This is a genomic window from Blastococcus sp. OS1-29 (genome assembly GCF_057628075.1).
The window spans coordinates 447,100-472,578 of the sequence record NZ_JBXXJK010000002.1; the positions used below are offsets into that span (position 1 = coordinate 447,100).

Sequence of the window (25,479 nt, forward strand, 5' to 3'; positions counted from 1 at the left end):
ATCGGCTTCGTCTGGGGCCCCGCGGCGGAAGAACTCGAAGGCATGCTGCCGGTGCCCGTTCCGGGCCAGAAAGCGGCCAGGGCGGCTCGTCCCGGCCGCTGTGAACCGGCTGCCTGGCGGCACATGGCTTGCGCTCATGTCATGTCCTCGGTGGGTCCTGACCCGACCCGAGAGCCGTCGATGCGGCGTGCCCCTGCGGTGCTCGAGGCGCTAGCCGGTCGTTCGCAGACTGGCCGGGTACTCATGCACGAGCCAGTGAATCGTCCCGGCGTCACCGCAACGTCACGGCCGGCCCTGGTGCCCGGTCGAGGACGCTTCCTCGTCGGACGCCGAATTGTGCTGGTCAGCCGCTGACCCGCTGCGCTCCCTCAGCCGGGCGCTCCCTTCACGACCGGGCGCGGATGCGCCGTACCTGAGCGGGGCCCCCGGGAAAGGCCGCAGTGCAGGATCGGTGGTCCGACCATTCCGCCGGAACGGACCCCCTGCGGTCACAGCGCACAGTCCGACAACCGGTTGATCCCGCCGTCGTCCCCCTCTCAGACCGGCGGGGGGTCCTCCTGTCGTGGATTTCCGAAGAGCTTCACCGCTCGCGGCGCTTGCGTACTACGCTCCCTGACCTGCGCGGATGGGTGGTGACCGTGGACGACGACCGGACTGCTGCGCTGGTCATTCGCGTCTGGCTGGAAGGTCCCACCGACCAGTTCCGCGGGCGTCTGACCGTCGCCCACGCCGACCCGGGGGCACAAACAGGCGATGTCGTCACCGTGGCCGTGGCCTCGTCGCCGCGTGAACTGACGGATGCGTTGAGTCAGTGGCTGGACGATTTTGTCCGTGACGCAGCGAACCAGATTGACACCGAGTAGCGGCTCCTCAAGCATTTCGAACCGCTGTGGCGCCGAAACCGTCGTCAAACGACATTCACGGGGCCAAGGGGGAACCGATGGACGATGCCCGGGTGAGACGCGTCGGCTTGCTGGACGGCTTCACTCTCGACCTGCAGGGCGCCGGTCCCGCGTCGTCCGTGGACCTGCCTCGCGCGGTCCAGCGCCTCATCGCGCACCTGAGCCTCGCCGGTCGGCCGGCTCGAACGGCGATCGCGGGAAAGCTGTGGCCGGATGTCACCGAAGAGCATGCCCACGGCAGCTTGCGTTCGTCCCTGTGGCGCGTGCAGAAAGTCGCACCGGGGCTCATCACAGCGTCGGGCGGGACGTTGTACCTCTCTCCCGACGTATTGGTCGACGTCCACGAGATGACCGAGTGGGCGCGGAAGGCGCTGGACCCCGACTCCCCGACAGACGGCATCAGGACGGGAGATCTGGGTCTGCCGTGCGAACTTCTGCCGGGGTGGTACGACGACTGGGTCCTGCTCGAGCGCGAGCGCCTGCGACAGCTACGCATGCACGCCCTCGAGGCACTGGCGGAGAAGTACGCGGTCGCGGGCCGCTACGGCGAAGCCGTACAGGCGGCATACGCCGCCGTCCGCGCGGAACCACTCAGAGAGAGTGCCCACCGAACGGTCATCCGGGTCCACCTTGCCGAGGGCAACATCGCGGAGGCCGTGCGTGCCTACACATCGTTCGAGGCCATGTTGGCCGACGAGATCGGCACCGCCCCGACCCCCCAGATGTGTCGACTCGTCGACTGCCTCCCGCGCCGGGGCGCGGCGGCGGTGCGGTAGGGACGTCGGTCCTCCGGGCCACTGGAGGGACGGCGCCACCAGGGCCCCGCGCGCACGACGTGATGACGTCCCGCTGACGAACCGGTGACGCACCGGGGTGACGCTCTCTCTCGTTGGCCCGGACACCGCTGCCACAGGCTCTGGCCCCACCTCGCGGCGCGGGTGGGCCCGGTCGTCGAACGGAGCCATGGCTGGGCCGAGCTGTCACTCATCGAGAACGGAACAGGCCGTGACCACGTCCGATGACGCCCGACGGAACTCCTCCAGGGCCCCGCTCCGCCGATGGCCCGGTGCCGTCGCACTCGCGGCGTTGGCCATCGCACTGGCGGGACTTTTCCTCCCGGTGAGCTGCGACGGGACGACGCCTGCCGGCTCTACGTCGGGCCCGAGCGGTCCGAGTGGACCTGCCGGTCCGAGTGGACCTGCCGGTCCGAGTGGACCCGCCGGCCCGAGTGGACCCGCGGGTCCGAGTGGGCCCGCCGGTCCCGCCGGAACGGGTGGGACCAACAGCACGGGAGCCACGCGGAGCGGGGGATCGCCGCAGAACTCCGATTCTGCTCGGACGCCGATCGGACCGCCGGAGACCGGTGCCGGGGGTACTTCGTCGACCGGCACGCAGCTGGGATGGGTGGTCGCAGGCAGCCTCTTGCTGCTGGCCGCCGCGTTCTTCACGGGGTACGCCGCCCGGCGAACACACGACGGGACCGATCGCGGCCACGAGCGACGGTGAACGACCGGGACACCAAGGAACCGTGCCGGCCGTGCCGCCCGGTGGGCAGTCGGCAGCGCCGCCTGAGCCGTCGATCGGCCGGCGGCGTGGGGGCCGTACTCGGTGCAATGGGCGGCCTGCTTCTCATGGCAGGTCTCCATGTGTTCTCGGCGTCGCCTGCACCGGCAGCGCCGGCCACGTCGTGGGCGACAGCGCCGCTCCACACGCCCTTTCCCGATCCGTCGACGGTTCCGCCGCGATCAGACCCGCCGCGCCAACGCGAGGTCCCGGTGCACCTGGAGATTCCGCGTATCGGCGTTGACACCGACCTCATGGAGCTCGGCCTGAATGCCGACGGAACCGTGATGGTGCCGCCGACCGAGCCGCATGCACTCGCGGGCTGGTACCGGTATCTCGCCGTGCCGGGTGAGCCGGGCCCGGCGGTCATCCTCGGTCACGTCGACACCTACGACGGGCCCGGGGTCTTCTACCGGCTCCGCGACCTCCACGCGTCCGACAGCGTCATCGTCGAGCTCGCCGACGGCCGAAATGCCGTCTTCGCCGTGGACTCCGTGCGCACATATCCCAAGCGAGAGTTCCCCGCCGAGGCGGTGTACGGCTCGACAGCGGAGCCCGTCCTCCGACTGGTGACCTGCGGGGGAACCTTCGACCGAACCCGGCGTACATATCTCAGCAACGTGGTCGTCTTCGCCTCGCTGGTCAGCGCTTCGTGACGCGGGCTCCGGCGGTGTGCCGCGGTCCTGGTGACGCCGTCTTGATGGTGCGGTGACGTCCTCGGCAGACCATCGACGCGGCGGGACGAGTTGGACCACGAGACATCGCACGGCGCAACCGTCGTGCCGTCGCGGACGGTCCCCCCGGCGAAAGGAGCGGTGATGAGCACGCAGTCCGACCAAGGCGACCCGGCCACCACCGACGGCTCGCCCCCGAAGACCTCCGCCACGGACGCGGGAGGAACGTCGAAGGGCTCGAGAGACGACGAGTCGGTCGATCCGTCGACCGCGAACCGCGGGAACAAGGGGCAGTCGAAGTCACCGGACGCGGCGGCGCCGGACACGCTCCCCGAGTTGCTGGTCGAGATCCGCAGACGGCAGGCGGAGGTCACGGCTGCCATCGAGCAGACCAAGACGGCGCTCGCGGAGAAGGTCGGCGAGCAGCAGGAGCTCAAGCAGCGGGTGACCGACGTCGACCGGGCGTCCGGCGAACTCGCGCGGGCCCGAGCAGACAGCACGACAGTGGTCGAGGACGCCGGCGAGGCGTTGGCGGCGGCGGAGCCGATCATCAGCGAACTCGATGACAAGGTCGCCAAGGACCTCGCGCAGAAATTCGGGGACATCGACAAGGCGATCGACGCCAAGCGGGTCGAGGTCGATGGACGCCGGTCCGAGCTACCCGCTCTGCAGACGGCGTACGACGGCGCCCACCGCGCGTGGACCTCGCAGCAGACGAGGTACGGCGAGACGAAGTCGGACCTCACCGGGCTGCCCGCCGCCATCAAACAGCTGACCGCCAGGCTGAAGTCGCTCCTGGGGGACCTCGTCGCCGCGACGACGGCCCGGAACCCGGTCAAGGCATGTGTGAACGCCCTCGATGTGGGTGCCGCGAAGTCCGCACTGGAGGCCCTGCGCGACCCCGCACACGAGGCGACGCTGATCACCGCCGTCCAGGGCGCGGAGAAGAGCCTGTCCGACGCACACACCTCGCTGGCCGAGGCGCAGGCGGCACTCGACGAGAAGGAGGCCGCCGTGCAGGCCCTGGAGGTCGAGCTCGCGCAGCTGGAGAAAGCGCGGGCCGCCGCGGTCAAGAAGCTGTACGACGTCCCGTCGGATCAGGCGCACGCCGCCCTGCAAGCCCGAGGAGCGTAGGTCCATGCCCCCTCTGCTGACTTATCCCGGTGTGTACATCGAAGAGATCCCGAGCGGTGTCCGCGCCATCACCGGTGTCGCCACGTCGATCGCTGCGTTCGTCGGCTGGACGCCACGAGGACCGGTCGACCAGGCCGGACACGTCTACTCCTGGGGCGACTACGACCGCCTCTTCGGGGGCCTGCACCGCGACAGCGTCGTCGGATACGCGGTGTCGCACTTCTTCGCCGGGGGCGGACAGGAGGCATACATCATCCGGGTCGCGGACCCGGCCGCGCGCTTCGCGCAGACAACGGTCGGGGACCTCACCTTCACGGCGACCGGGCCGGGGGAGTGGGGCAACGAGTACGGCGTCAACGTCACCCTCGTCGCCGACGGCGGCGGAGGGACTCCCAGGTTCGGGCTGACCGTGTTCCGGCAGAGTCCGGCGGACGGCAGCCAGTCGGTGGCCGAGGTCTTCGAGAACCTCTCGATGGAGGATTCCGACGCCCGGTTCGTCGAGAGCGTCGTGAACGAGGAGTCGGAGCTCCTCAACGCCGTGGTCGCCGAAGGCGGGACGTCCGTCTCCGACGCCACCGGACAGCTGCTCCAGGACGGCAGCGACGGCGCGGTGCTCCGGCCCGGGGACGCCGACTTCTGGCTGCAGACCATGCCCGTCGACGCCGACGAGAACGGCCGCCTGGGGGGCATCAACCACCTGGACCGGGTGGACCTGTGGAACCTGCTCTGTGTGCCGGGGCTGACGGATCTGGCCAACCTGGGGGCGCTGGCCGCTTTCTGCCGCGAGCGCCGGGCCTTCCTCATCGCCGACGGCGGCACGACCACCAACGAGTCGACGGTGACGCCGATCGCCGGGGACGCGGGCATCAACGCCGCCCTCTACTACCCGTGGGTGCGGGTGCCCGACCCGCTCCAGGAGAACCGGGCCCGCGCCTTCCCGCCGAGCGGTGTGGTGGCCGGCGTGTACGCGCGGACGGACACCACGCGCGGGGTGTGGAAGGCGCCCGCGGGGATCGACGCCGCCCTCGGTCCCGTCCGCGATCTCACCAACGCGCTGACCGACGCGGAGTCCGGCCAGCTGAACAAGCGGGCGGTCAACGCCCTGCGCAGCTTCCCGATCTACGGCCCGGTCGTCTGGGGCGCCCGCACGTGCCGTGGCAACGACGAGATCGGGTCGGAGTGGAAGTACGTTCCCGTGCGCCGGACCGCCCTCTTCATCGAGGAGACCCTTCGCCGGAGCCTGAAGTGGGTCGTCTTCGAGCCCAACGACGAGCCGCTGTGGGGCCAGATCCGACTCAACGTCGGTGCGTTCATGCACGACCAGTTCCGCAAAGGCGCGTTCCAGGGGGCGACGCCGCGGGACGCCTACTTCGTGAAGTGCGACAGCGAGACGACCACGCAGAACGACCGGAACCTCGGCGTCGTCAACATCGTGGTGGGGTTCGCCCCGCTCAAGCCTGCCGAGTTCGTCGTGCTCAAGCTCCAGCAGATGGCCGGCCAGGTCCAGGCCTGAGGAGGCGTCGATGGCCCAGTTCAACGTCAACGTCCACCGCTTCGACCCCTACAAGAACTTCAAGTTCCGGGTCCGGTGGGATGGCCGCGATGTCGCCGGCATCAGCAAAGTCGGCGCGCTCAAGCGAACGACGGAGGTCGTCGAGCACCGGGAGGGCGGGGATCCCAGCACGAGCCGCCGGGGGCCCGGGCGCACGAAGTACGAGGCGATCACGCTCGAACGCGGGGTAACTCATGACCTCGAGTTCGAGCAGTGGGCCAACAAGGTCTGGCACTACGGCAACGGTCTGGGACAGGAGGTGTCGCTCAAGGACTTCCGGCGCGACATCCTCATCGACCTCTACAACGAGGCCGGGCAGGTGGTGAAGACCTTCAAGGTCTACCGCTGCTGGGTCTCGGAGTTCCAGACGCTGCCGGACCTCGATGCCAACGCCAACGCTGTCGCCATCGAGACGATCAAGCTGGAGAACGAGGGCTGGGAGCGAGACCTCGACGTGACCGAGCCCACCGAGCCGACGCTGAGCCAGTGATCCATGCTCGCCGCCGACCTCCTCACCGCCTGGGACCAGGGCCGGGCACGGACGCCGACCGGCCGCGGGCAGTCGCTCCTGGCGGCCCTCCGCCCCGGGGAAGGCCTGAGCTCCACGCTCAGCGTCGGGCAGCGCGACGCTCTGCTCTTCGATCTGCGCGCTGAGCTGTTCGGTTCCGGCGTGGAGGCGGTCGCGACCTGCCCCGGCTGCGCGCAGCAGGTGGAGCTGACCTTCGAGCTGGACGACGTGCGGGCGCGGCCCCCCGGCGATCCGACCGCTGACCTCGAGCTGGTGCACGACGGCTACCGGGTCCGCGCGCGGCCGCCGACGGCGGCCGACCTCGCCGCCCTCGACGGCGTCAGGTCGGCTGCGGAGGGGCGCGAGCTGCTGCTCGGCCGCTGTGTCGTGGCCGCCGAGCGCGACGGCGCCGGCGTCTCCACGGCGGAGCTGCCCGAGAGCGTCCGCGTCGAACTGGCGACCCGGATGGCCGAGGCCGACCCCCAGGCCGACACGCGGCTCGTGCTCACCTGCCCGGGCTGTGGCCGCACGTGGGACGCGACGTTCGACATCGTGTCGTTCCTCTGGCAGGAGCTGGACACGGAGGCGCGACGCCTCGTCCGGGCGGTGCACTGCCTCGCCTCCACGTACGGCTGGTCAGAAGCGGAGATCCTCGCGCTCAGCCCCGCTCGTCGCTCGCTCTATCTCGAACTGGTCCCGTCATGACCGATTTCCTCGGATCGCTGGTCGCGCGCACGACCGGGCTCGGCGAGGAGCTGATCCCCCGGCCCCGGGTCCGCTTCGAGTCCTCCCCGGACGTGGCCCCGGCTCCCGCCGATCAGCCGGACGAGGACGTCACCACCGTCGAGGACGCGCGGCCGACGCCTGCCCCGGGGACGGCCGAGGTGGTAGGGGAACGGCCGTCTCCTTCGCCCCCGGCGGCGCGGCAGCTGTCCGACCGCGGGGACGACGGCGGGCTTTCGCCGACGCCCGCGCCACGCCCCGCACGGGCACCGACGCCTGCCGTTTCCGACCGGGCCGCGACGCCCGCGGAGGGCGAACCGGCCGGGCCGCGACCGTCGCCGGGTCGCGCGCACCAGCCGGCGGAGGAGCCCGCCCCGCCCGCTCACGGCGGACGGCCGGCCCCGCAGGATCCGCCGAGCGAGTCCCGGGCGCCCAGCGTCCCGACCACGAGCGCAGCCAGGAGGCGAGGCGCCGCCGTCCGGACGGCGGCCCGGGTGTCGGTGCCCGACGTCCCGCGAGCCACCGAACCGGTGCAGGCGCGGCCCGCGGGCGGCGCGCCCGGGGCCATGCCACCGGCGCCGATCGGAACGCCCGAGAGGACGATCTCGCCTCCACCGCCACCGCCGCCCGGGTGGCTGCGCCCGCCGCCGCTCGCGGACACCCCGGCCGCACGTGCCGCAGACGACCGCGGGCCGAGCTCCGGCGAGCCGGTCGTGGAGGTCACGATCGGGCGCGTGGAGGTGCGGAGCGCCCCGTCTCGGGAACCCGCGGCGGCCCGGCCACCCAGGCGCCGCCCTGGCGTCCTCCCGCTGGACGAGTACCTGGCCCGCCGGAGCGGGGCTCGGTGATGGCCAACCACCTGGCGATCGCGACCGTGACCGAGGCACTGCGGCTCCGCCTGGCGGGGGCGCTCGAACCGGAGATCTCCGGCGTGGACGTGGTGGCGCGGCGCCCCGGCGCCAAGGACGGGCAGGAAGGCGGTCAGGTCACCGTGTTCCTGTACCGCATCACCCCCAACGCGGCGCTGCGCAACTCCGACCTGCCGACCCGGGGAGCCGACGGCAACGACGTCCGGCAGCGGCCGCGGGTGGCCGTCGACCTGCACTACCTGCTGAGCTTCTCGGGGGACGAGGCCGAGCTCGTGCCTCAGCGCATGCTCGGCACATCACTGGCGTCACTGCACAGTGCCCCCGGGCTGACCCGCGGTGAGCTGGACACCGCTCGCCAGGGCGAGCAGTGGCTCACTGACTCCGACGTCGCCCAGGAACTGGAGTCGGTGAACTTCTCCTTGGGAAACCTCTCCCTGGACGACCTGTCGAAGGTCTGGTCCATGTTCTTCCAGGTGCCGTACCGGCTGTCGGTGGCCTACGGCGCGAGCGTCGTCCTCATCGAGGCACCGGTGGAGGCGCGCGACCCCCTCCCGGTCCAGCAGGGCGGCGTCGACGCCGTACCGGCGCGGCAGCCGGTGATCGACCGGGTCCGGGTGGTCGCGGAGCCCGCTGACGGTGCCGTCGCACTGGAGATCATCGGGCGTCACCTCCGGGGCGCCACCACTGCGGTGCGCGTCGACGACGGCGATCCGATCCCCGTGACCACCGGCACGGGCACGCGGATCCTCGTGCCGCTGGCGGCGCTGCCCTCCGGTGTCCACGTGGTCCAGGTCGTCAGCCAACTCGAGATCGGCGTGCCTCCCGTTCCGCACGACGTCATCGAGTCGGCGGGCGCGGCGTTCCTCCTGCGTCCCTCCGTGACCGCCGCCTTCGTGCCCGACACCGGCGTCCCGCCCGACCCGGCCAAGCACGCCGTCGAGGTGACCTTCGCCCCGCCGCTGGCCGCCGACCAGCGGGTGAGCCTCCTGCTGAACGAGTACGCCGAGCCGGCCCCGAGCGGCCGCCTGCTGGGCTTCTACCGGCTCCAGCCCGAGAGCGCCCCGACGGAGGGCACCACGACGCTGCGATTCCTGCGCGGCGACATCCCGCCGGGGACCTACCTGGTGCGCGCTCAGGTGGACGGCGCGGAGAGCCTGCTGGACACCCACCGCGGCGAGACGCTGCCGCCGGATCCCCGTGTGGTTCTCCCGTGACCGCCGAAGAGCGACCGGTCGACCCCGATGAACGGGTCATGGAGACCCTCATGACCTGGTTGCGGGCACTTCTGCTGCCGCCCGAGCGGCGATCGCGAGAGCCGGCGTCGACGGAGCCGTCGCACCCCACGACGCCGGCGGGACGCAGGTGGGGATTTCGGGATGTTCCGCGCCAGGCACCCCCTCCGCCCCTCCGGCCGGCGCCGGACCGCCTCGCGGCGGCGCGCCGGGCGCGCCGCATGCTGGAGAAGGCGCTCGCGGCCGATCCCGCTCCGCGCTTCACCCGGCTCTGCGACGCCCTCGGGATGCGCCCCTTCGAACGGGACGTGGCCCTGCTCTGCCTCGCGCACGCGGTCAGCACGGAGATCGCCCAGCTGTGCCGCGCCATGCCGGAGAGCGCCGCAGGCGCCCCGACCTTCGCCCTCTCGCTCGGCCTCGCCATGGATCCGGAGTACGACGCGGCCTCTCCCGACCGGAAGCACTCGCTGACCCGGGTCGCTGCTCAGGCCGACTGGGCGGCGCTCGGTCCGGACCGGCCGTTGCGCTACTGGCACCTGGTCGACATCGCGCAGGCGCCGGGCCAGGCGCTCGTGAGCAGTGCCTTGCGCATGGACGAGCGGATCGTCGATCACGTACGCGGGCGCGACTACCTCGACGAGCGACTGGCCCCCGTCCTCGACCCGGTCCGGCCGGGGCAGCGGGACGGACTCATCAGTACGTCGCAGGGTGTTCTTCTGTCCGGTGCGCTGCACCAGCTCGAGCAGCTCCTTCCGGAGGGGGAGCAACTACTCGTCCAGATGCCCGGTGCCGATCACACGACCAAGCGACTGTTCGCCCAGTGGATCGCGCGTGCGGCGGGCCTCGTCCTGTACCGCCTCTCCGTCGACCAGGTCGCCGCCGGCGCCGACCTCACCACCGTTGCCGAGCTGTGGAACCGGGAGTGTCGGCTGCAGAAGGTGGCCCTGCTGGTGGGTGCGGATCCGGTAGCCGGTGACACGTCGCCACCGCTGGCCCGACTGCTCACCCGCCTGACGGGCCCGATCCTCCTCGACGTGCGCGAGCCCCTCCATCAGCAGACCACCGCCCTCGTGCTGGACGTCTGCCGTCCGGACCCGGCCGAACAGCGGTCCCTGTGGCAGGAGGTCCTGGGGGCGGAGGCGGGGGAGTGGCCGGAGCAGCTCGCCGGCCAGTTCTCGCTGAACGTGGGAGAGATCGCCGGCGTGGCAGACGCCGTCGTCCCGGACGACGACGCAGGGGACGGCGACTCCGGCGACCAGGTGGGGGAACGAGCCTGGGACGCCTGCCGGCTGCGGGCCCGGCCGCGGCTGGAAGGGCTGGCGCAGCGCATCGTCACGGGCACACGGCTGTCCGACGTCCAGCTCCCCGACCGCGAGCACCGCCTGCTCGAGCAGGTTCGCGACCAGACGCGGAACCGCGTTCGGGTCTACGACGAGTACGGCTTCCGCGCCCGGCTGTCGCGCGGGCTGGGCATCACCGCCCTCCTCGCCGGCGAGAGCGGCACGGGGAAGACCATGGCCGCCGAGGCGCTGGCGAACGAGCTCCGGCTCGACCTGTACCGGATCGACCTGGCCAGCGTCGTGAGCAAGTACATCGGTGAGACGGAGAAGAACCTGCGGCAGGTGTTCGACGCCGCCGAGGAGGGCGGCGTCGTCCTGCTCTTCGACGAGGCCGACGCCATCTTCGGACGGCGCAGCGAGGTCCAGGACAGTCACGACCGCTACGCGAACATCGAGGTCAGCTACCTCCTCCAGCGGATGGAGGCCTACCAGGGCCTGGCCGTCCTCACGACGAACATGAAGAGCGCCTTGGACCCGGCATTCGTCCGCCGGCTCCGGTTCATCATCAACCTCCCGTTCCCGGCAGCCGCCCAGCGGGAGCGGATCTGGCGGCACGTGTTCCCCACGGCGACCGAGGAGCCCCCGCCCGGACCGCTCCGTTCCCTCGTGCCGGGGGTCGATGCGCTCGACATGGCCGCGCTCGCCCGGCCGGCCATGACCGGCGGCCAGATCCGGAACGTCGCGGTCAATGCCACCTTCCTCGCCGTGGCCGGGGACGGCGTCGTGACGATGGAGCTGCTGAAGGAGGCGGCCCGCGAGGAGTTGCGCAAGAGCAGCCGGCCGTTCGTCGCGGCGGACTTCGCCGGGTGGACCACCGAGGACGGCCGTGTGCCCGTGACGGCGGAGGCCCGGGTATGAACGTCCGGCTCCACATCGAGCGACTCGTCCTCGACGGCGCACACGCGGGCATGGACCGGAAGGAACTCGGCCGGGCCGTGGAGCACGAGCTGGCCCGGCTGCTGACCGGATCACCTCTCGCTCCCGGGCTGACCCGAGGGGGAGGCGTCCCGACCGTCCGCGGCGGCGAGATCCTCGAGCCCGCAACCGACGCCCGCGCATTCGGCACCCAGATCGCCGCGGCGATGCACGAGGGCCTGTCGGGCGAGGGCAGGAGTGGGGGTGCCCCGTGACCAGGTCCTCAACGCTCCAGCAGACGGCCCGGCCCGCGCCGGCCGTCGTCCACGGCGTCGTGCGCAGCGCCGGTCAGCCGCTCGCCCCCGCGGTCCGGGAGTCCCTGGAACCGCGGTTCGGCCAGGACTTCTCCCGGGTGCGGGTGCACGCGGACGGCACCGCTGCGGACTCCGCGCGGGCGGTGCATGCCATCGCGTACACCGTTGGCGAGCACGTCGTCTTCGGCGCGGGCCGCTACCGCCCCGGCGACCGGGCCGGACTGCCCCTGCTCGTCCACGAGCTTGCGCACGTGAGCCAGGCCGGAAACGGGTCCGCAGTCGGTACGGCAGGAATCACCGATGCCGGCATCACCGTCGGGCGGGACGACGACGCCGCGGAGAGGGCCGCCGCAGAGGCGGCCGCACGGGTCGCGGGCGGTCACCCCGGCCCGATCGCCCCCTCACCCGTGAGCGGCGGTCCCGTGCTCCGCCGCTTCTCGGAGTCCGAGCACCAGAGGATCGGGGACGCCGCCTACACCGAGGCCTTCGACGAGACCAGGTCCGGCGGCGACGCAGGCCGGGGCGCCGGCGTCGACCCGGACCTCGCCGGCGAGCTGCGTCAGTTGCGGTTCCAGCCCGGCGCAACCGCGGTGTACGGGTACGGGCAGATGGTCGCGATCGCCGACGACATCGCCAGCTTCGACCTCCTGGAGCAGCAGCAGAACGAGCGGCGCGGCGTGCGTATCCCGCTGCTCAGCCCGGTCTGGGACTGGCTCGGCGACACAGCGCACTACGTGGACCTGGCGGCTCGGAACACCGCGCACTTCCACCCGCACAACTGGAGAACGTGGCAGCCCTGGCACTGGAGGGCGCTGCAACTCATGCAACGGGCGTTCGACACTCGCGGGCGCGCGGAGCGGATGAGGGGCGAGATGGCCGACCTGCTACGGCAATTCGGGAGGGCCGAGCGCCGCGCCCGGGCACTCATCTCCCGCGGCGACGCCCCCGGGGGCGGAGGGCCGGCGAGTGACGCGGCGCTCCAGCGGGCGCTCACGGACATGCAGGCACTGATCGCTGGGGCTCGGCAGGCGGCCGAGCGGTCCCGCGCGCTCCGCGCGGAGGCCGGCACTCTCGCCGTGGAGGCGATGGCGATGAACGGCTTCGCCGACCACTTCCTCACCGATGCCTTCGCGGCGGGCCACATCGTGACGCCCAGGCAGGAGCTCCTCACCGAGTACAGCACCGAGTTCCTGGGTCTCGTCCCGGTGGGCGGGGTGCTGCAGTGCGCCAACATCCCCTCCCTGGCGTGGCACGACCTGGACAACATGAGCGGTGTGCGCGTGGACAACCTCCGTGGTGAGGAATGGACGACCTACGGAGACGACTACGCCGACGTGGACCCCGACCGGCCGCCGGGTGGCCGGACTCTGTCGCCGACGATGAAGCACGTGGTGGCCGCGACGGCCGAGTCGGTCCGGCAGATGTGGCGCGCCGCGAAGGGCGAACGGCAGTCATCGTTGCGTCCGGTGCTGGATCACCTGCCCCGGCCCGACCTCGGCACGTATCCCTCCTGGACGGCACGGGACTGGAACCTCCAACTGCGCTACGCCGCCGGCGAGCAGCTGGGTCTGTCCCCGGATGCGATGAGCGGCCCCCGCGAGACCGGGCCGGCCGACGTGCCGCCCAACCCGAAGGGCCACCAGGTCGGGTCGGGGCTCCTGTCCGCCCGCGCGACGTGCATCGACCTCCTGGAGCGGTTCACCTACCCCGGCTTCGTGCTGCCGACCGTGGACCGCGTCCGGCGGAACTACCGGCAGCGCTACTTCGTCGGCTCGCCCGGGCAGGAGACACCGGCCGGGACGACGGCGCTGCCGCAGGCCAGCGTGACAGGACGGGTGGTGGCCGGCTCGCTGATCGGCGCCGGCGTCGGCCTGGTGGGCCTCGGCCTGCTCGGCCTCGCACTGGCCGGGCCGCTGGGCGCCCTCATCGGAGGCGCGGTCGGGCTGGTCGGGGGCTTCCTCCTCGGCGGTCTCGTCGGCGGTCTGTTCGGGCGCCGGCGTGACGAGGCAGAGGCGACCCGGTGACCGCCTTCCCCGCGATCTCGCCCCACATCCTCAAAGGGGGCATCGCTCTGATCGACCCGGACACCGGACGCGTCGTCCGGATCATCGCGCTGCAGTACAACCCGGAGACGCTCAGCCGCAGCTTCCAGCCCCAGGCCGTGGGCGGCGAGGGCGGAGCCGACCGCTCCCAGGCGCTGCGCCTCAAGGGACCGCCGATCGAGACGTACAAGCTCGAGGCGGAGATCGACGCGGTGGACCAGCTCCAGGAGGGCAACGCCCTCGTGGGCCGCTTCGGGATCCAGCCCCAGCTGTCGGCGCTCGAGCTGCTGGTCTACCCCACCACCGCTCAGCTGCGCGACCACCACGCAGCGGCCGGCCGCGGGGAGCTGCAGATCACGCCGGTCGAGGCACCGCTGACCCTCTTCATCTGGAGCACGAGCCGGGTGGCGCCCGTGCGGGTGACCGACTTCAGCGTCACCGAGGAGTTCTTCGACACGCGGCTCAACCCGATCCGGGCCAAGGTCAGCCTCGGCATGCGTGTGCTCAGCGTGACCGACCTGGGCTACGACCACCGCGGCGGCTCGCTGTACCTGCGGTACCAGCAGGAGAAGGAAGGCCTCGCGGCCAAGGTCCAGGGCGTCTCCCCGGCCCTGCTCGGACTGACGGCGGTGCCGTCGTGAGCATCAACGAGCAGGAACAGCGCCTCCAGGCCTTGCTGCAGCCTCCACCGGTCGGCGCTTCGGTCGTGTCCCCGACGAGCCGATACGCCACCGTCGGCACCGCAGTCCTCGACCCGGACGGCGACCACCCCGTCGTCTACCTCCTCCGCCGTTTCGTCCCGCGCCCCGAGCGACTGCTGACAGTGGGGACGCACGTGGTGGTCGCCGGCGATCGAACCGACATCGTGGCAGCCGAGGCGCTGGGCGATCCCGAGCTGTTCTGGCGACTGTGCGACGGCAACCGCGCGGTGTTCCCGGAGGACCTGGTGCAGACGCCGGGCCTGCGGCTTCGGGTCACCGCGCCCGAGGCCCTCCCGGGGAGCTCGCCATGAGCAGCGGGGTGACGCTCTCCCTGTACGTGGGACCGGTCGTGCCGTTGCGCGCATCGCGCGCCGTCGTCGAGGCGCTCACCGAGGTGACCGTCACTGCCGGGAGCGGGGAGGACGACGGGTTCGAGCTGAAGTTCGACCTCAGCAACGACCAGACGGCGCTGCAGGCGGTCTTCCTGCTCTCGGGAGGCGCGGTGCCCGCCCTCATCCGAGTGGTCATCGCCGTGACCGTGCGCGGTTCGGTCGAGGTGCTGATGGACGGCGTCGTCACGCAGACCCAGGTCGCCCCCGACCCGGGCTCGGGACCCACCCAGCTGCTGGTGAAGGGCCGCGACATCAGCCAGGCCATGGACAACGTGGACCTGAGCGGGCTCTTCCCCTATCCGGCGATGCCGATGGAGGCCCGGGTCGGGCTCATCCTCGCCAAGTACATGCTGCTCGGCGTCGTCCCTCTGGTCGTGCCCACGCCCACCGTCGACATCAACAACCCGCTCCAGCGCATGGACCAGCACTGGGGCACGGACCTGCTCTACCTCCGTGACCTCGCGGACATGGTCGGCTACACGTTCTACGTCGAACCCGGGCCGGCGGTGGGCGCGAGCATCGCGTACTGGGGACCGGTCCTGCGCATCGGTCTTGTCCAGAAGGCACTGAACGTCGACATGGACGCCGAGACGAACGTCGAGACGGTGAGTTGCAGCTTCGATCACGACTCGGCAGCCATGCCGGTCGTGAGCATCGAGAACCCCTTCACCCGGCTGCCGGCGATCCCCGTGCCGGTGGGGCTGATCAATCCGCTCGACCCGCCGCTGGGCCTGATCCCGCCGATCCCCAAGAGTTTCCCGATCGTGGCGGACACCGCGTTCAAAGGCTTCCCTCGCGCCCTTATGCAGGCGTGGGCCGACCAGGCGGCGAGCAAACGTTCGGTCACGGCCCAGGGGACCCTCGACGCGCTGCGCTACGGCGGGGTCCTCAAGCCGCGGCGGCTCGTGGGCCTGCGCGGCGTGGGCACCGCCTTCGACGGCCTGTACTACACGCAGAAGGTGACGAGCACGCTCCGGCAGGGCGCGTTCCAGCAGGCGTTCACGCTCGTGCGCAACGGCCTCGTCTCGACCGTCGGAAGGATCCCGGTGTGAGCATCATGACCGCCGCGGGGGCGGCTGCCCGCCGCTCCCGCAAGCAGTACCTCGGCAAGTACCGAGGGGTCGTCCTGCAGAACGTCGACCCCATGGGAATCGGCCGGCTGCAGGTCCAGGTGGTGGGTGTCTTCACCGTCGCCTCCAGCTGGGCGATGCCCTGCTTCCCCGTCGCCGGAACCCAGACGGGGACGGTGGCCGTTCCTCCGATCGGGGCCGGCGTCTGGGTGGAGTTCGAGCGCGGGGACCCCGACTACCCGGTCTGGGCCGGCTGCTACTTCAGCACCCGGGCGGAGGTGCCACCGCTCGCCCAGCTCGTTCCTCCGCCGGTTCCGTCCATCACGGTGCAGACCCCCCTGAAGAACGGCATCCAGGTGAGCGACGCGCCGCCCACGCCGGCCACCGGGGGCGTCGTGATCCGCAGCGGCACCGGCGTCTCGCTCGTGGTCAACGACTCCGGGATCTACCTCTCGGACGGCAAGGGGGGCCAGATCACGATCATCGGGGGGGTCGTCACGGTGAACACCGGCGCCCTCGTCGTCAAGTAGGGGCAGGGACGACATGCCAGGGTTCCTCCTCACCGTCGGGTCCGGGGTCCAGTGCACCCATGCGGCGGCCGCGACCGCGCAGACGGGCAACACGCGCGTCATCGTCGGCTCGGGGCCGGCGGTGACCGCGTCCGACATGCACACCGTGGCGGGGTGCCCGTTCACGGTTCCCGGGCCCAAGCCGCAGCCCTGCGTGACGATCACGTGGGTCCCGGCCACGCGCGTGTTCGTCAACGGGCAGCCCGCCGTCGTCCAGGTCACCGGTACCGGTCAGGGGATCTGCAAGAGCGCCGAGCAGATCCCGCAGGGGCCCCCGGTCATCGCCGCCGTCCAGACCCGGGTGACGGGGGTGTGAGGCCATGGACGTCGACTTCCCGTGGAGTTACGACTCTCGCGGCCGCACCGCCGAGACCACCCTCGCCGACCATGTCCGCGACATGCTCGTGCTGCTGCTCCTGACCGACGCGGGGGAGCGGGTGAACCGGCCGGGATTCGGATGTGGTCTGCGGCAGCTCGCGTTCACGCCCAACAGCCCCGAGCTGGCCGCCGCGCTGCAGTTCACCATGCAGGCGGCCATCCAGCGCGAGCTCGGAGACGTGCTGACGCTGCAGGCCATGGCGGTCACCAGCGAGGACGCGACGCTCGCCGTCTCGCTGACCTACGTGGTGCTGGACAGCATGGCCGAGCAGACCCTCACCGTCGCTACGGGGAGCGAGGCAGCGTGAGCGAGATCGACCTCACCTGCGGCGGCGACCGTCGCCGTCGTCACGTGCGCGCCTCCCCGGGGACCAACGGGATCGACTACGCCGAGGTCGAGGAGGTCGGCGGGAGCCTGGAGGTGCACCTGTTCCTCCTGCGATCGCTGGCCGCCGCCGGCGCATCCCTGTTCGGAGCGGAGAACATCCGGATCACCCGCGGTTCGCCCGGCGCCGGTCTGGTGGTCCAGGGCGACCCCGAGTTCCGGCGCGCCCCCGACCCGGCCCGCGACGACATCGCGGTGGTACGGGTCGACGGTCCGCGCGACGGCGCGCGGTACACCCTCTCCCTCGTCGACACGCCGGAACGGCCGCTCGAGGACGTCGACCCCCGATACCGCAGCGCCACCTTCTCGCTGGCCGCCGGAACACCGATCGACGTCGACTGCCTGCCCTCGCCGGGATGCCCGTCGCCGACGGCAGTCACTCCGGAGCTGAGCTACCTCGCCAAGGACTACGCCGGCTTCCGGCAGCTGCTCCTGGACCGGCTGGCCTCGACCGTGCCGGGCTGGCAGGAACGTCACAGCGCCGACCTCTACCTCACCGTCGTGGAGGTCCTCGCCTACGAGGCGGACCGGCTCAGCTACGCCCAGGACGCCGTGGCGACCGAGGCCTACATCGACACCGCGCGGCTGCGCACGTCGGTCCGCCGCCATGCGCGGCTGGTCGACTACGCGATGCACGAGGGGTGCAACGCGCGCACGTGGGTCTGCCTGCAGGTCGAGGACGACCCGGTCGTGCACGCCGACTCGCTGTCGTTCCTCACGCGGCCGCCCGGGGTGGACGCCGGCCGGACCGTCCTCGTGCCCGACGACCTGTCACGGGAACCCCGCGCCGGCTACGAGGTGTTCGAGCCCCTCCTGCCGACCGGTCCGGCGATCGTGGCAGCCCGGGACGTCGTCGATCCCCGTGGACTGGCCGACCGCCTCGTGCGGGGCGAGGACGCCGTCCTCGACTATGTCCGCGCGACGCTGACCGACGAGCAGCGGGAACTCTTCCAGCGCGACGACATCGCCGACGAGGAACTGCCGGCGCTGGCCGCCGCGCTCGCCGAGCGCCTGGACGGCCTGCTGCGGGACGTCGGGCTCGTGCCGCGTGCCGCTGGGGGGACAGAACGGGCGGTCGCGCGGCACGGCAGCCTCAACGCGCTGACCGGCGACCGGCTGGCCGCCCACAACCGTGCCGAACTGGAGCGCCTGTTCCCCGAGGAGCTCGGCGGCCCCGACCATCTGCGGTTCCACGCGGCCCACAACGTCATGACGTTCTACACCTGGGACCTCACCGAGTGCTGCCTGCCGACCGGGGCGACGTCGGCGACGTTGCGCGACGCGCAGGAGGAAGGCACCGGGGCCCGCCGCCTGCGCCACCTGCGACCCGGTCATGTGCTCGTCCTGGTCGAGGTCGTGGGCGCGCGCTCGGGGGTGCCCGCTGACGCGGATCCGGCCCACCGGCACGCCGTCCGCCTCACGACCGTGCAACCGGGCTGGGACCGCTTGCGCGACGTCCCGGTCGTGGACGTGACCTGGGACCGGGCGGACGCTCTGCCCTTCCCCTTCGTGCTCTCGGCCGTCGGGCCGCCGCCGGAGTGCGCACCGGTCGAGGAGATCACCGTCGTGCACGGCAACGTGGTGCTGGCCGATCACGGGGAGACCGTGCGCGCCCCCGGCCCCGTGCTGCTGCGCGAGGGGCGGCGCACCATCCCGGCGGTGCCCTTCCCGGCACCGCACGAGGTGGTGCCGGCGGGAGCGGTCGAGCTGTGCTGCACCGGGGAGGCCGCGCCGGCCGCAGGGGGGAACGAGGATCCGGCGTACGAGCCGGTGCTCGAGCGCCGGCCACTGGTGTTCGCCGAGCCGCTGGCTGCCGGGATCCCGGCGAGGGGCGCGCTCCGGCAGGACCCCCGGTGTGCGGTTCCGGTGCTGGCCGTCTTCGGCCCCGTCACCGGCCTGGAGCCGGGGGACGTCGTCCGCCCGGCGGATGCCGGCGCGGTCCGGGCCACCCCGGTGCGTTACCGGCGCTGGTCGCCCCGGCGCGACCTGCTCAACAGCGCACCCGACGACCGCCACGTCGTCGCCGAGATCGACGACGACGGGGTGGCGCACCTGCGTTTCGGTTCCGAGGGCGGCGGCCGGCCCGTGCCGGGCACCCGCATGCTGGCCTGGTACCGCACGGGGGGAGGGCACGCCGGCAACGTCGGGGGCGGAGCGCTGCGCCACGTCGTGACGCGGGAGGTGCCGCGCGGGGGACGGATCGTCGGCGTGTCCAATCCGCTGGCCGCCACCGGGGGGATCGACCCGGAGCCGGTCGATGAGGTGCGGCTGCGGGCGCCGCACGCCTTCCGCTCGCAGATCCGGCGTGCTGTGGCCGCCGAGGACTACGCGGCCGTCGCGCAGCGCGACTTCCCCGACGAGATCCAGCGTGCCGCCGCCAGCGTCTCCGTCGAGCGGGTGGGTACCGGTCCCGACCAGCGCGACCGGACGGTCGTCACGGTTCGCGTGGACCCGGTGGGCGCCTCCGGCGACGAGCCCGAGCTCCGTGAGCGCGTCCGGCGGCACCTCGATCAGTACCGGCGCATCGGCCACACGGTCATGGTGAATGGCCCTGACTACGTGCCCGTCGACCTCGCGGTGACGGTCCGGCTGCTCGCGGGCCACCAGCCCGGGGCGGTGCGCGGCGCCCTCCGGGACCGCCTGGGCAACCGGGTCCTGCCCGACGGCTCGAGTGGCTTCTTCCACCCCGACGCGCTGACCTTCGGCCAGGGGGTCCCGCTCAGTGCCGTCCTCGGCGCCGTCCACGACGTCCCGGGCGTGGCATCGGCGCGGGTGACGCGGCTGGCGCCACACGCGGGAGGCCCCGACCTGCCGGCTGCCGACGTCCTGACCGTGCGGCCGGACCAGATCGTCCGGATGGACGACGACCCCGACCGCCCGGAGAACGGATCCCTCACCATCGGACTGGAGGCGGGCACGTGAGCGGCTGCGCTGGCATGGGGTGCAGGGCGGACCCGGTCATCGGGTGCGGACGTTGTCCCTGCCCGGCCGACGACGGCGGGAATCCGCCCGGTGCCACGTCGATCAGCTTCGGCCGGTCGGTGTACTCCGCCGCCTTCGACCGGATGCGGCTGCGGCTGTCCTCGGCGGAGCTGCCGGCGCTGCGCGGTGTGACCGCGCGCGGCACCGAGCCGCCGCTGGATCCTGCGATGGGCCTGCTCGACGCCTGGGCCTGCCTCGGTCACGTTCTGGGCTTCTACGGCGAGCGGCTGGTCGCCGAGCACTATCTGCGCACCTGCCGCCACCGGCGGTCCGCCGTGGAACTGGGCCGGCTCGTCGGGTACGCGCCCCGGCCGGGCGTGGCCGCCGACGTCCAGCTGGCGTTCACCCTCGAGGACGTCGACCCGGAGGCCGCACTCGAGGTGCCCACGGGCACCCGCGCCTACAGCCTGCCCGGGCCCGGGGAGACGATGCAGCCCTTCGAAACGGTGGAGGCGCTCGAGGGTCGGCCGCGCTGGAGCAGCATGCGCCCGAGGCTGACCGGCCCGCAGCCCGTGGACGGGGACACGCGGACCCTGTACCTCGCGGGCACGGCCACCGGCCTGCGCAAGGGCGCCGCGCTGCTCCTCGACATCGCCGACGGGCCGGTGCGGCGGCTGTTCACGGTCGCCGAGGCCGAGGTGATCGCCGGTGACGACGGCACGCGCTCGGAGCGCACCCGCGTGCGGCTCGACCGGGATCCGGTGACCGCTGCGGCGCGGCAGCCGGTGGAGGTCGACACCAGGCTGCTCCAGGCGCTGCTCAAGCGCCCGGCCGCGTTCACCGAGGACCGCTCGCGGCTTCGGCTCGACCCGGCCGAGATCTTCCGGCCGAATTCCTACGCGACGTACGGCCTGCTCCAGGGCGCCTACCCCGAGCTGCGCGGAACGCTGGACGTGGCGCTGGGCGGGACCGCGCACGCCGACCAGACACGTGCGGTCGACGTCTACGCGATGCGCGTCAGGGCCGCGCTGCACGGGCACAACGCGCCGCTCATCCCGTGGATCGACCCGGAGACCCGGGTGGTGACCCAGTACCTGGAGTGGAACGCCGACGGCACGGGCCCGGCGGCGGCGGACGGGGAAGGGCCGCAGGTGGCAGGAGCCCCGGAGAATGGGGACGACGCGGCCGGTCACGCCGTGACGTCGTCGCTGCTGGGCAAGGTCGTGACTCCCTTGGAGGCCGGCGAGATCGCCCTCGACGCCGTGTACGACGGGATCCTCGAGGGCAGCCTCGTCGTCCTCGTCCCGCCGGTCGTGGCCGATCGCCGCCGGGGCGGCGGGGACGGCGTCTATGCGGTCGACCGCGTCCGGACCACCACGCGGAACGCGTTCAACCTGCCGGCGCGGGTCACGGTGCTGCGGCTGAAGGACTTCTCCTGGGACCGGGACGGCGACCGCCCACGCGTGGACCGGGTCGATCGCGACACGGTCGTCTACGCGCAGAGCGAGCTCCTCGAACTGGCCGAGGTGCCGATCTCCGGCGACGTCTGCGCCGGGGAGATCGAACTCGACGGGTACTACCCGGGTGTGCAGCCCGGGCGGCGGGTGATCGTCACCGGGGAGCGAACCGATCTGCTGCCGGAGGACCGGGGAACCGATCAGCAGGTCACCGGCGTGCCCGGCACCGAGCTGGTCATCGTCTCCTCGGTCCGCCACCGGGCGCCCGGGAGCGACCGCGGCGGCGAGGACGAGGGCGAGCCGCCGACGGCGACCGGCGACACCGTCCGCACGGTGCTGCAGTTCGCCGACCCCGGTCTGCAGTACTGCTATCGACGGCAGTCCGTGCAGATACTCGGCAACGTCGCGCATGCCACCCACGGGGAGAGCCGCGCCGAGGTGCTCGGCGGCGGGGACGCCCGCCGGCCGTTGCAGGCCTTCCCGCTCAAGCAGGGCCCCCTGACGTACCTGCCGGCCGAGACCCCGAGCGGGGCCGCCTCGACGCTCGAGGTGCGTGTCGACGACCTGCGCTGGCACGAGGCCGTCGACGCGGCAGCGATCGCGCCGCGGGAGCGCCGGTACGTCCTCGAGACCGACGACGACGGCGGGACCCGTGTCACGTTCGGCCTCGGCGCCCGGCTGCCCACCGGAGCCGGCAACGTGCGGGCCCACTACCGCAGCGGGCTGGGGACCGCCGGCAACGCGCGACCCCGCCAGATCAGCGTGCTGGCGTCCCGTCCCAACGGCGTCACTGGCGTGACCAATCCACTGCGCGCCGCCGGGGGAGCCGACCGCGACGACCTCGACGGCATCCGGCAACGGGTCCCCATCGGACTGACCGCGCTGGACCGGCTGGTCTCCGCCGCCGATCTGGAGGACTTCACGCGGGCCTTCGCGGGCATCGGCACGGCCCGCGTCCTGTCCGTGGCGGGAACACCGGCCCGGTACACGGTCGTCGTGGCTGCGGTCGACGACGCCCCCCTCACGCCCGGGACCGCGCTGCTGGCCAACCTGCGCCTGGCCCTGGCCCGGTTCGGCGACCTGGAGGACCGGCCTGACGATCCGGTGCTGTACACCCGCGGAACACCGCCCGCCACGGTGTCGATCGAGATCAGGACGGCGCTGCTGTTGGGCATCCGCGCGCGGATCCGCGCGCTGCCCGACGTGCCCTGGGAGACCGTCGGACCGCGGGTGCGGAACGCCCTGTTCGCCGCCTTCGGCTTCCGGTCGCGGGAGATCGGTCAGGTGCCCTACCCCGGTGAGGCGATGGCTGTCATGCAGGGCGTGCGCGGCGTCGCGTGGGTCGACCTCCTGACGTTCGGCGTCATCCCCACCGGCACGCCCGAGGCACCGAGGTCACCGGCGGACGTTGCGGACGAGGCCCGGCGCCTCTTCGAGATCGACCCCTCAGCGGCTGCCGGGCTGCCTCGCGAACCCGTGGTGGAGGCGGACCAGATCGCCTACCTGTCCCCTGAGGCGGCCGGCACGCTGCTGCTCGAACCGGATCTGGGGTAGGAGGACGCATGAGCGCGGACCGGTTCTTCGATCTGCTGCCCGGCGTGGTCCGGGCGCCGGGCGGCGAGGTCAGCGTCGCGCTGCGCGACCTGCTGAGGGTGCTCGGCGAGGAGGCCGACGTCGTCGAGGAGGACATCCGGCGCTTGTACGCCGACCTCTTCATCGAGACCTGCGAACCGTGGGTCGTTCCCTACATCGGCGACCTCGTCGGGTACCGATGGCTGCCGGTACCCACGGGCCGCCGGCACTGCCGGGACACCGATCCGCTCCCCGGGGTCGCCCCGCGCCGGGCCGTCGCCGACACGATCCGCCTCCGCCGGCGCAAGGGCACCCGCGCGGTCCTCGAGGACCTGGTACCCGCCGTCAGCGGCTGGCCGGCCGTCGTCTGCGACGGCGAAGACGACGACGGTGCCGACTGCGCAGGCGCGGCGCCCGATCGGGTCACCGTTCGCGCGTGGCGTCTGCCGTCCTGGCCGCTGACGTACGTGCGGCCCTACAGCGTGCGCCAGCGGACCAACAGCTACGAGTTCAGTGTGTTGGGAAACGACGCACCGCTGTTCGCCTGCGGTGGTTCCCGGGCCGCTGTGGACGGCTCCGGGCGGCCACCGATCCCACGGCGTCTCGCCGTCGCCGAACTGCAGGCCCAGCTTCCGCGCTACTACGGGCGGGGGATGAGCCTCGAGCTGTTCGAGGACGGTGCACCGATCGCGAGCGACCGGGTGGTCGTGCAGAGCCTCGAGAACTGGGATCCGGAGGTGTTCGGCGACGCCGTCGCCGTGGACCCGGAGCGGGGACGGCTGATGTTCGCCGAGCGCTACGAACTCGGTGAGCTGACCGCGTCGTACTGTTACGGCCTTCCGATGCCGATCGGTGGCGGCGAGTACTCCCGGCCCCGGTACGGCGTCCCGATCCTGGCGTCCTTCTTCCGTGCGGGCCACTTGAGCGCCGGACTGCCGCGGCGCCTGCTTCACGACCAGGCGTCCTTCGGCGTGTTCCTGCGCCGCCTCATGGATCCGGCCGTCCTGGACGGGCTCGGTGCGGATCCGGCCACGGCGAGGGCACGGCTGGCAGCGGAGCTGAACCGGGTGATCCAGGCGTTCGATCTCGCGGACGGGCTCGGCGAGGAACCTCTCGACGACCAGGCGCTGGAGCTGCTCGACACCGGTCCAGCCGGTCCAGGGCGCGTCCGGCTGAACCGGCTCCTCCTCGAGGCGCACTACGGCCGCGACATCCGGCGCGCCTATGCCGTCACCCGGGTCGTGTCCCGCGAGGGCGCCCCCACGATCGCCGAGGCGGTCCGCGCGCTGCAGGAGTCGGAGTCGCGGCCGGTCCACGTGGTCGTCGAGCTGTGCGACAGCGGCCTGTACGTGCAGCCGGTCAAGGTCGAGGTGGGAGAGCTCGAGACCCTGGAACTCCGCGCCGCCGACGGCTGCCGTCCGACGGTCGTGCTGCCCGAGCGCCGCGAGGACATCGACGACATGGTGGTCACCTGCGGAAGCGGGAGCCGGGTCGTCATCGACGGCTTGATGGTGTCGGCGCATCCCGTGCGCTTCACGGGCGACCCGGCCGAAGTCGTCGTCCGCGACTGCACGTTCGTCCCGGGGTGGGAACTCGACGCCCGCTGCGAGCCGCGGCACGGGGCGGAGCCGAGCCTGGTCCTCACAGATCTCCCGAGGAGACGGCGGTCGCGCGCCCCCGAACCGGTCGACCGTCCGGCGGTGGAGCTGCGTACGACCTGCGTCGAGGTCGACCGCAGCATCATCGGATCCATCGTCGTGCAGCGCGACGAGGTGGGCGCGGAGCCGGTGCGGCTGCACATCCGCAGCAGCGTCGTGGACGCCACCTCGGCTGCGGGCGACGCGATCGCCGCGCCCAACGGGCGCCGAGCGCACGCCGTCGCGACGGTCGTCGACTCCACGGTGATCGGACGCACGCAGGTGCATGCCGTGGAGCTCGGGGAGAACAGCATCTTCACGTCGCCGATGGACGTCGCCCGCCGGCAGGTGGGCTGCCTGCGGTACTGCTTCGTCCCCTCCGGCTCCCGTACCCCGCGGCGGCACGCCTGCCAGCCCGATCTGGCCCTGGCGCCGGCCGGCACGACCAACTCCGGAACGGCGGCGTCCGCCCTGGAGCCCACATTCATGACGTTGCGCTACGGCTACCCCGATTACTGCCGGCTGGCCGACGACTGCCCGGCCGAGATCCGCATGGGAGCGGACGACGATGCGGAGATGGGGGTCTACCACGACGTCTTCGAGGCGCTACGGACGGCGAACCTGCGCGCCGCTCTGGAGGAACACCTGCCCCTGGGATGGGACCTCGACATCGAATTCCGCACATGAC

At 72.4% G+C, this 25,479-nt stretch carries 21 protein-coding genes; 20 read left to right on the forward strand and 1 reads right to left on the reverse strand.

Translation table 11 applies throughout. The features are described 5' to 3' along the window. The first annotated feature begins 632 nt into the window (after positions 1–632). From AC2H4J_RS06845 to AC2H4J_RS06875, 7 genes are all read left to right on the forward strand, one after another. Positions 633–863 carry a hypothetical protein gene (locus AC2H4J_RS06845; RefSeq protein WP_487464101.1) on the forward strand — a complete coding sequence of 77 codons (231 nt, stop codon included), beginning with the start codon at positions 633–635 and terminating at the stop codon, positions 861–863. Between the two features lie 77 nt (positions 864–940). Beyond that, on the forward strand, positions 941–1,678 hold the full coding sequence (locus AC2H4J_RS06850; RefSeq protein ID WP_487464102.1) for an AfsR/SARP family transcriptional regulator: 738 nt from the start codon (positions 941–943) through the stop codon (positions 1,676–1,678). A gap of 855 nt (positions 1,679–2,533) precedes the next feature. Beyond that, positions 2,534–3,121: a class F sortase gene (locus AC2H4J_RS06855; RefSeq protein ID WP_487464103.1), complete on the forward strand. Its 588-nt coding sequence runs from the start codon at positions 2,534–2,536 to the stop codon at positions 3,119–3,121. A 162-nt stretch (positions 3,122–3,283) separates the two neighbouring features. Then, a complete protein-coding gene (locus AC2H4J_RS06860) occupies positions 3,284–4,273 on the forward strand; it encodes a zinc ribbon domain-containing protein (protein ID WP_487464104.1) in 990 nt (329 codons plus the stop codon). 4 nt (positions 4,274–4,277) lie between these two features. Further along, positions 4,278–5,786: a phage tail sheath family protein gene (locus tag AC2H4J_RS06865; protein ID WP_487464105.1), complete on the forward strand. Its 1,509-nt coding sequence runs from the start codon at positions 4,278–4,280 to the stop codon at positions 5,784–5,786. A gap of 10 nt (positions 5,787–5,796) precedes the next feature. Further along, positions 5,797–6,315, forward strand: a complete 519-nt coding sequence (locus AC2H4J_RS06870) for a phage tail protein (protein ID WP_487464106.1) — start codon at positions 5,797–5,799, stop codon at positions 6,313–6,315. A 3-nt stretch (positions 6,316–6,318) separates the two neighbouring features. After that, positions 6,319–7,038, forward strand: a complete 720-nt coding sequence (locus tag AC2H4J_RS06875; RefSeq protein WP_487464107.1) for a T4 family baseplate hub assembly chaperone — start codon at positions 6,319–6,321, stop codon at positions 7,036–7,038. A gap of 400 nt (positions 7,039–7,438) precedes the next feature. Here the strand turns inward: AC2H4J_RS06875 and AC2H4J_RS06880 are convergent, their stop codons facing one another. Further along, positions 7,439–7,780 carry a hypothetical protein gene (locus AC2H4J_RS06880; RefSeq protein WP_487464108.1) on the reverse strand — a complete coding sequence of 114 codons (342 nt, stop codon included), beginning with the start codon at positions 7,778–7,780 and terminating at the stop codon, positions 7,439–7,441. A gap of 123 nt (positions 7,781–7,903) precedes the next feature. Here AC2H4J_RS06880 and AC2H4J_RS06885 point away from each other — a divergent pair, with 123 nt between their 5' ends. The 13 genes from AC2H4J_RS06885 to AC2H4J_RS06945 all read left to right on the forward strand — a co-directional run bounded on the left by AC2H4J_RS06885 (position 7,904) and on the right by AC2H4J_RS06945 (position 25,478). Next, on the forward strand, positions 7,904–9,139 hold the full coding sequence (locus tag AC2H4J_RS06885; RefSeq protein ID WP_487464109.1) for a Pvc16 family protein: 1,236 nt from the start codon (positions 7,904–7,906) through the stop codon (positions 9,137–9,139). 50 nt (positions 9,140–9,189) lie between these two features. Next, positions 9,190–11,355 carry an ATP-binding protein gene (locus AC2H4J_RS06890; protein ID WP_487464356.1) on the forward strand — a complete coding sequence of 722 codons (2,166 nt, stop codon included), beginning with the start codon at positions 9,190–9,192 and terminating at the stop codon, positions 11,353–11,355. Then, on the forward strand, positions 11,352–11,627 hold the full coding sequence (locus AC2H4J_RS06895) for a hypothetical protein (RefSeq protein ID WP_487464110.1): 276 nt from the start codon (positions 11,352–11,354) through the stop codon (positions 11,625–11,627). The genes AC2H4J_RS06890 and AC2H4J_RS06895 overlap by 4 nt, the downstream gene beginning before the upstream one ends. Further along, entirely contained in the window at positions 11,624–13,690 is a 2,067-nt protein-coding gene (locus AC2H4J_RS06900; RefSeq protein ID WP_487464111.1) for an eCIS core domain-containing protein, read from the forward strand. The genes AC2H4J_RS06895 and AC2H4J_RS06900 overlap by 4 nt, the downstream gene beginning before the upstream one ends. Beyond that, entirely contained in the window at positions 13,687–14,349 is a 663-nt protein-coding gene (locus AC2H4J_RS06905) for a hypothetical protein (protein WP_487464112.1), read from the forward strand. The genes AC2H4J_RS06900 and AC2H4J_RS06905 overlap by 4 nt, the downstream gene beginning before the upstream one ends. Continuing rightward, positions 14,346–14,720, forward strand: a complete 375-nt coding sequence (locus tag AC2H4J_RS06910) for a LysM domain-containing protein (protein WP_487464113.1) — start codon at positions 14,346–14,348, stop codon at positions 14,718–14,720. The genes AC2H4J_RS06905 and AC2H4J_RS06910 overlap by 4 nt, the downstream gene beginning before the upstream one ends. Beyond that, positions 14,717–15,853, forward strand: a complete 1,137-nt coding sequence (locus tag AC2H4J_RS06915; RefSeq protein WP_487464114.1) for a hypothetical protein — start codon at positions 14,717–14,719, stop codon at positions 15,851–15,853. Before AC2H4J_RS06910 ends, AC2H4J_RS06915 begins: the two co-directional genes overlap by 4 nt. 5 nt (positions 15,854–15,858) lie before the next feature. After that, entirely contained in the window at positions 15,859–16,401 is a 543-nt protein-coding gene (locus tag AC2H4J_RS06920) for a phage baseplate assembly protein V (RefSeq protein ID WP_487464357.1), read from the forward strand. 13 nt (positions 16,402–16,414) lie between these two features. Next, complete coding sequence (locus AC2H4J_RS06925; RefSeq protein ID WP_487464115.1) at positions 16,415–16,756, forward strand: hypothetical protein; 342 nt, start codon at positions 16,415–16,417, stop codon at positions 16,754–16,756. A 4-nt stretch (positions 16,757–16,760) separates the two neighbouring features. Further along, the gene (locus AC2H4J_RS06930; RefSeq protein WP_487464116.1) at positions 16,761–17,126 is read left to right on the forward strand and encodes a GPW/gp25 family protein; all 366 of its coding nucleotides are present in this window, start codon (positions 16,761–16,763) and stop codon (positions 17,124–17,126) included. Next, positions 17,123–20,125 (forward strand): baseplate J/gp47 family protein, encoded by a 3,003-nt coding sequence (locus AC2H4J_RS06935; RefSeq protein ID WP_487464117.1) that lies wholly within the window; start codon positions 17,123–17,125, stop codon positions 20,123–20,125. The genes AC2H4J_RS06930 and AC2H4J_RS06935 overlap by 4 nt, the downstream gene beginning before the upstream one ends. 119 nt (positions 20,126–20,244) lie before the next feature. After that, positions 20,245–23,136: a baseplate J/gp47 family protein gene (locus tag AC2H4J_RS06940; RefSeq protein WP_487464118.1), complete on the forward strand. Its 2,892-nt coding sequence runs from the start codon at positions 20,245–20,247 to the stop codon at positions 23,134–23,136. 8 nt (positions 23,137–23,144) lie between these two features. Beyond that, the gene (locus AC2H4J_RS06945) at positions 23,145–25,478 is read left to right on the forward strand and encodes a hypothetical protein (RefSeq protein ID WP_487464119.1); all 2,334 of its coding nucleotides are present in this window, start codon (positions 23,145–23,147) and stop codon (positions 25,476–25,478) included. Position 25,479 lies beyond the last annotated feature (1 nt).

Excerpts from the sequence above, each read along its gene's own strand:
- AC2H4J_RS06850 (WP_487464102.1), top strand. The coding sequence starts at position 941 with ATGGACGATGCCCGGGTGAGACGCGTCGGCTTGCTGGACGGCTTCACT.
- AC2H4J_RS06855 (WP_487464103.1), top strand. The coding sequence starts at position 2,534 with ATGGCAGGTCTCCATGTGTTCTCGGCGTCGCCTGCACCGGCAGCGCCG.
- AC2H4J_RS06860 (WP_487464104.1), top strand. The coding sequence starts at position 3,284 with ATGAGCACGCAGTCCGACCAAGGCGACCCGGCCACCACCGACGGCTCG.
- AC2H4J_RS06865 (WP_487464105.1), top strand. The coding sequence starts at position 4,278 with ATGCCCCCTCTGCTGACTTATCCCGGTGTGTACATCGAAGAGATCCCG.
- AC2H4J_RS06870 (WP_487464106.1), top strand. The coding sequence starts at position 5,797 with ATGGCCCAGTTCAACGTCAACGTCCACCGCTTCGACCCCTACAAGAAC.
- AC2H4J_RS06875 (WP_487464107.1), top strand. The coding sequence starts at position 6,319 with ATGCTCGCCGCCGACCTCCTCACCGCCTGGGACCAGGGCCGGGCACGG.
- AC2H4J_RS06885 (WP_487464109.1), top strand. The coding sequence starts at position 7,904 with ATGGCCAACCACCTGGCGATCGCGACCGTGACCGAGGCACTGCGGCTC.
- AC2H4J_RS06890 (WP_487464356.1), top strand. The coding sequence starts at position 9,190 with ATGACCTGGTTGCGGGCACTTCTGCTGCCGCCCGAGCGGCGATCGCGA.
- AC2H4J_RS06895 (WP_487464110.1), top strand. The coding sequence starts at position 11,352 with ATGAACGTCCGGCTCCACATCGAGCGACTCGTCCTCGACGGCGCACAC.
- AC2H4J_RS06915 (WP_487464114.1), top strand. The coding sequence starts at position 14,717 with ATGAGCAGCGGGGTGACGCTCTCCCTGTACGTGGGACCGGTCGTGCCG.
- AC2H4J_RS06920 (WP_487464357.1), top strand. The coding sequence starts at position 15,859 with ATGACCGCCGCGGGGGCGGCTGCCCGCCGCTCCCGCAAGCAGTACCTC.
- AC2H4J_RS06925 (WP_487464115.1), top strand. The coding sequence starts at position 16,415 with ATGCCAGGGTTCCTCCTCACCGTCGGGTCCGGGGTCCAGTGCACCCAT.
- AC2H4J_RS06930 (WP_487464116.1), top strand. The coding sequence starts at position 16,761 with ATGGACGTCGACTTCCCGTGGAGTTACGACTCTCGCGGCCGCACCGCC.
- AC2H4J_RS06945 (WP_487464119.1), top strand. The coding sequence starts at position 23,145 with ATGAGCGCGGACCGGTTCTTCGATCTGCTGCCCGGCGTGGTCCGGGCG.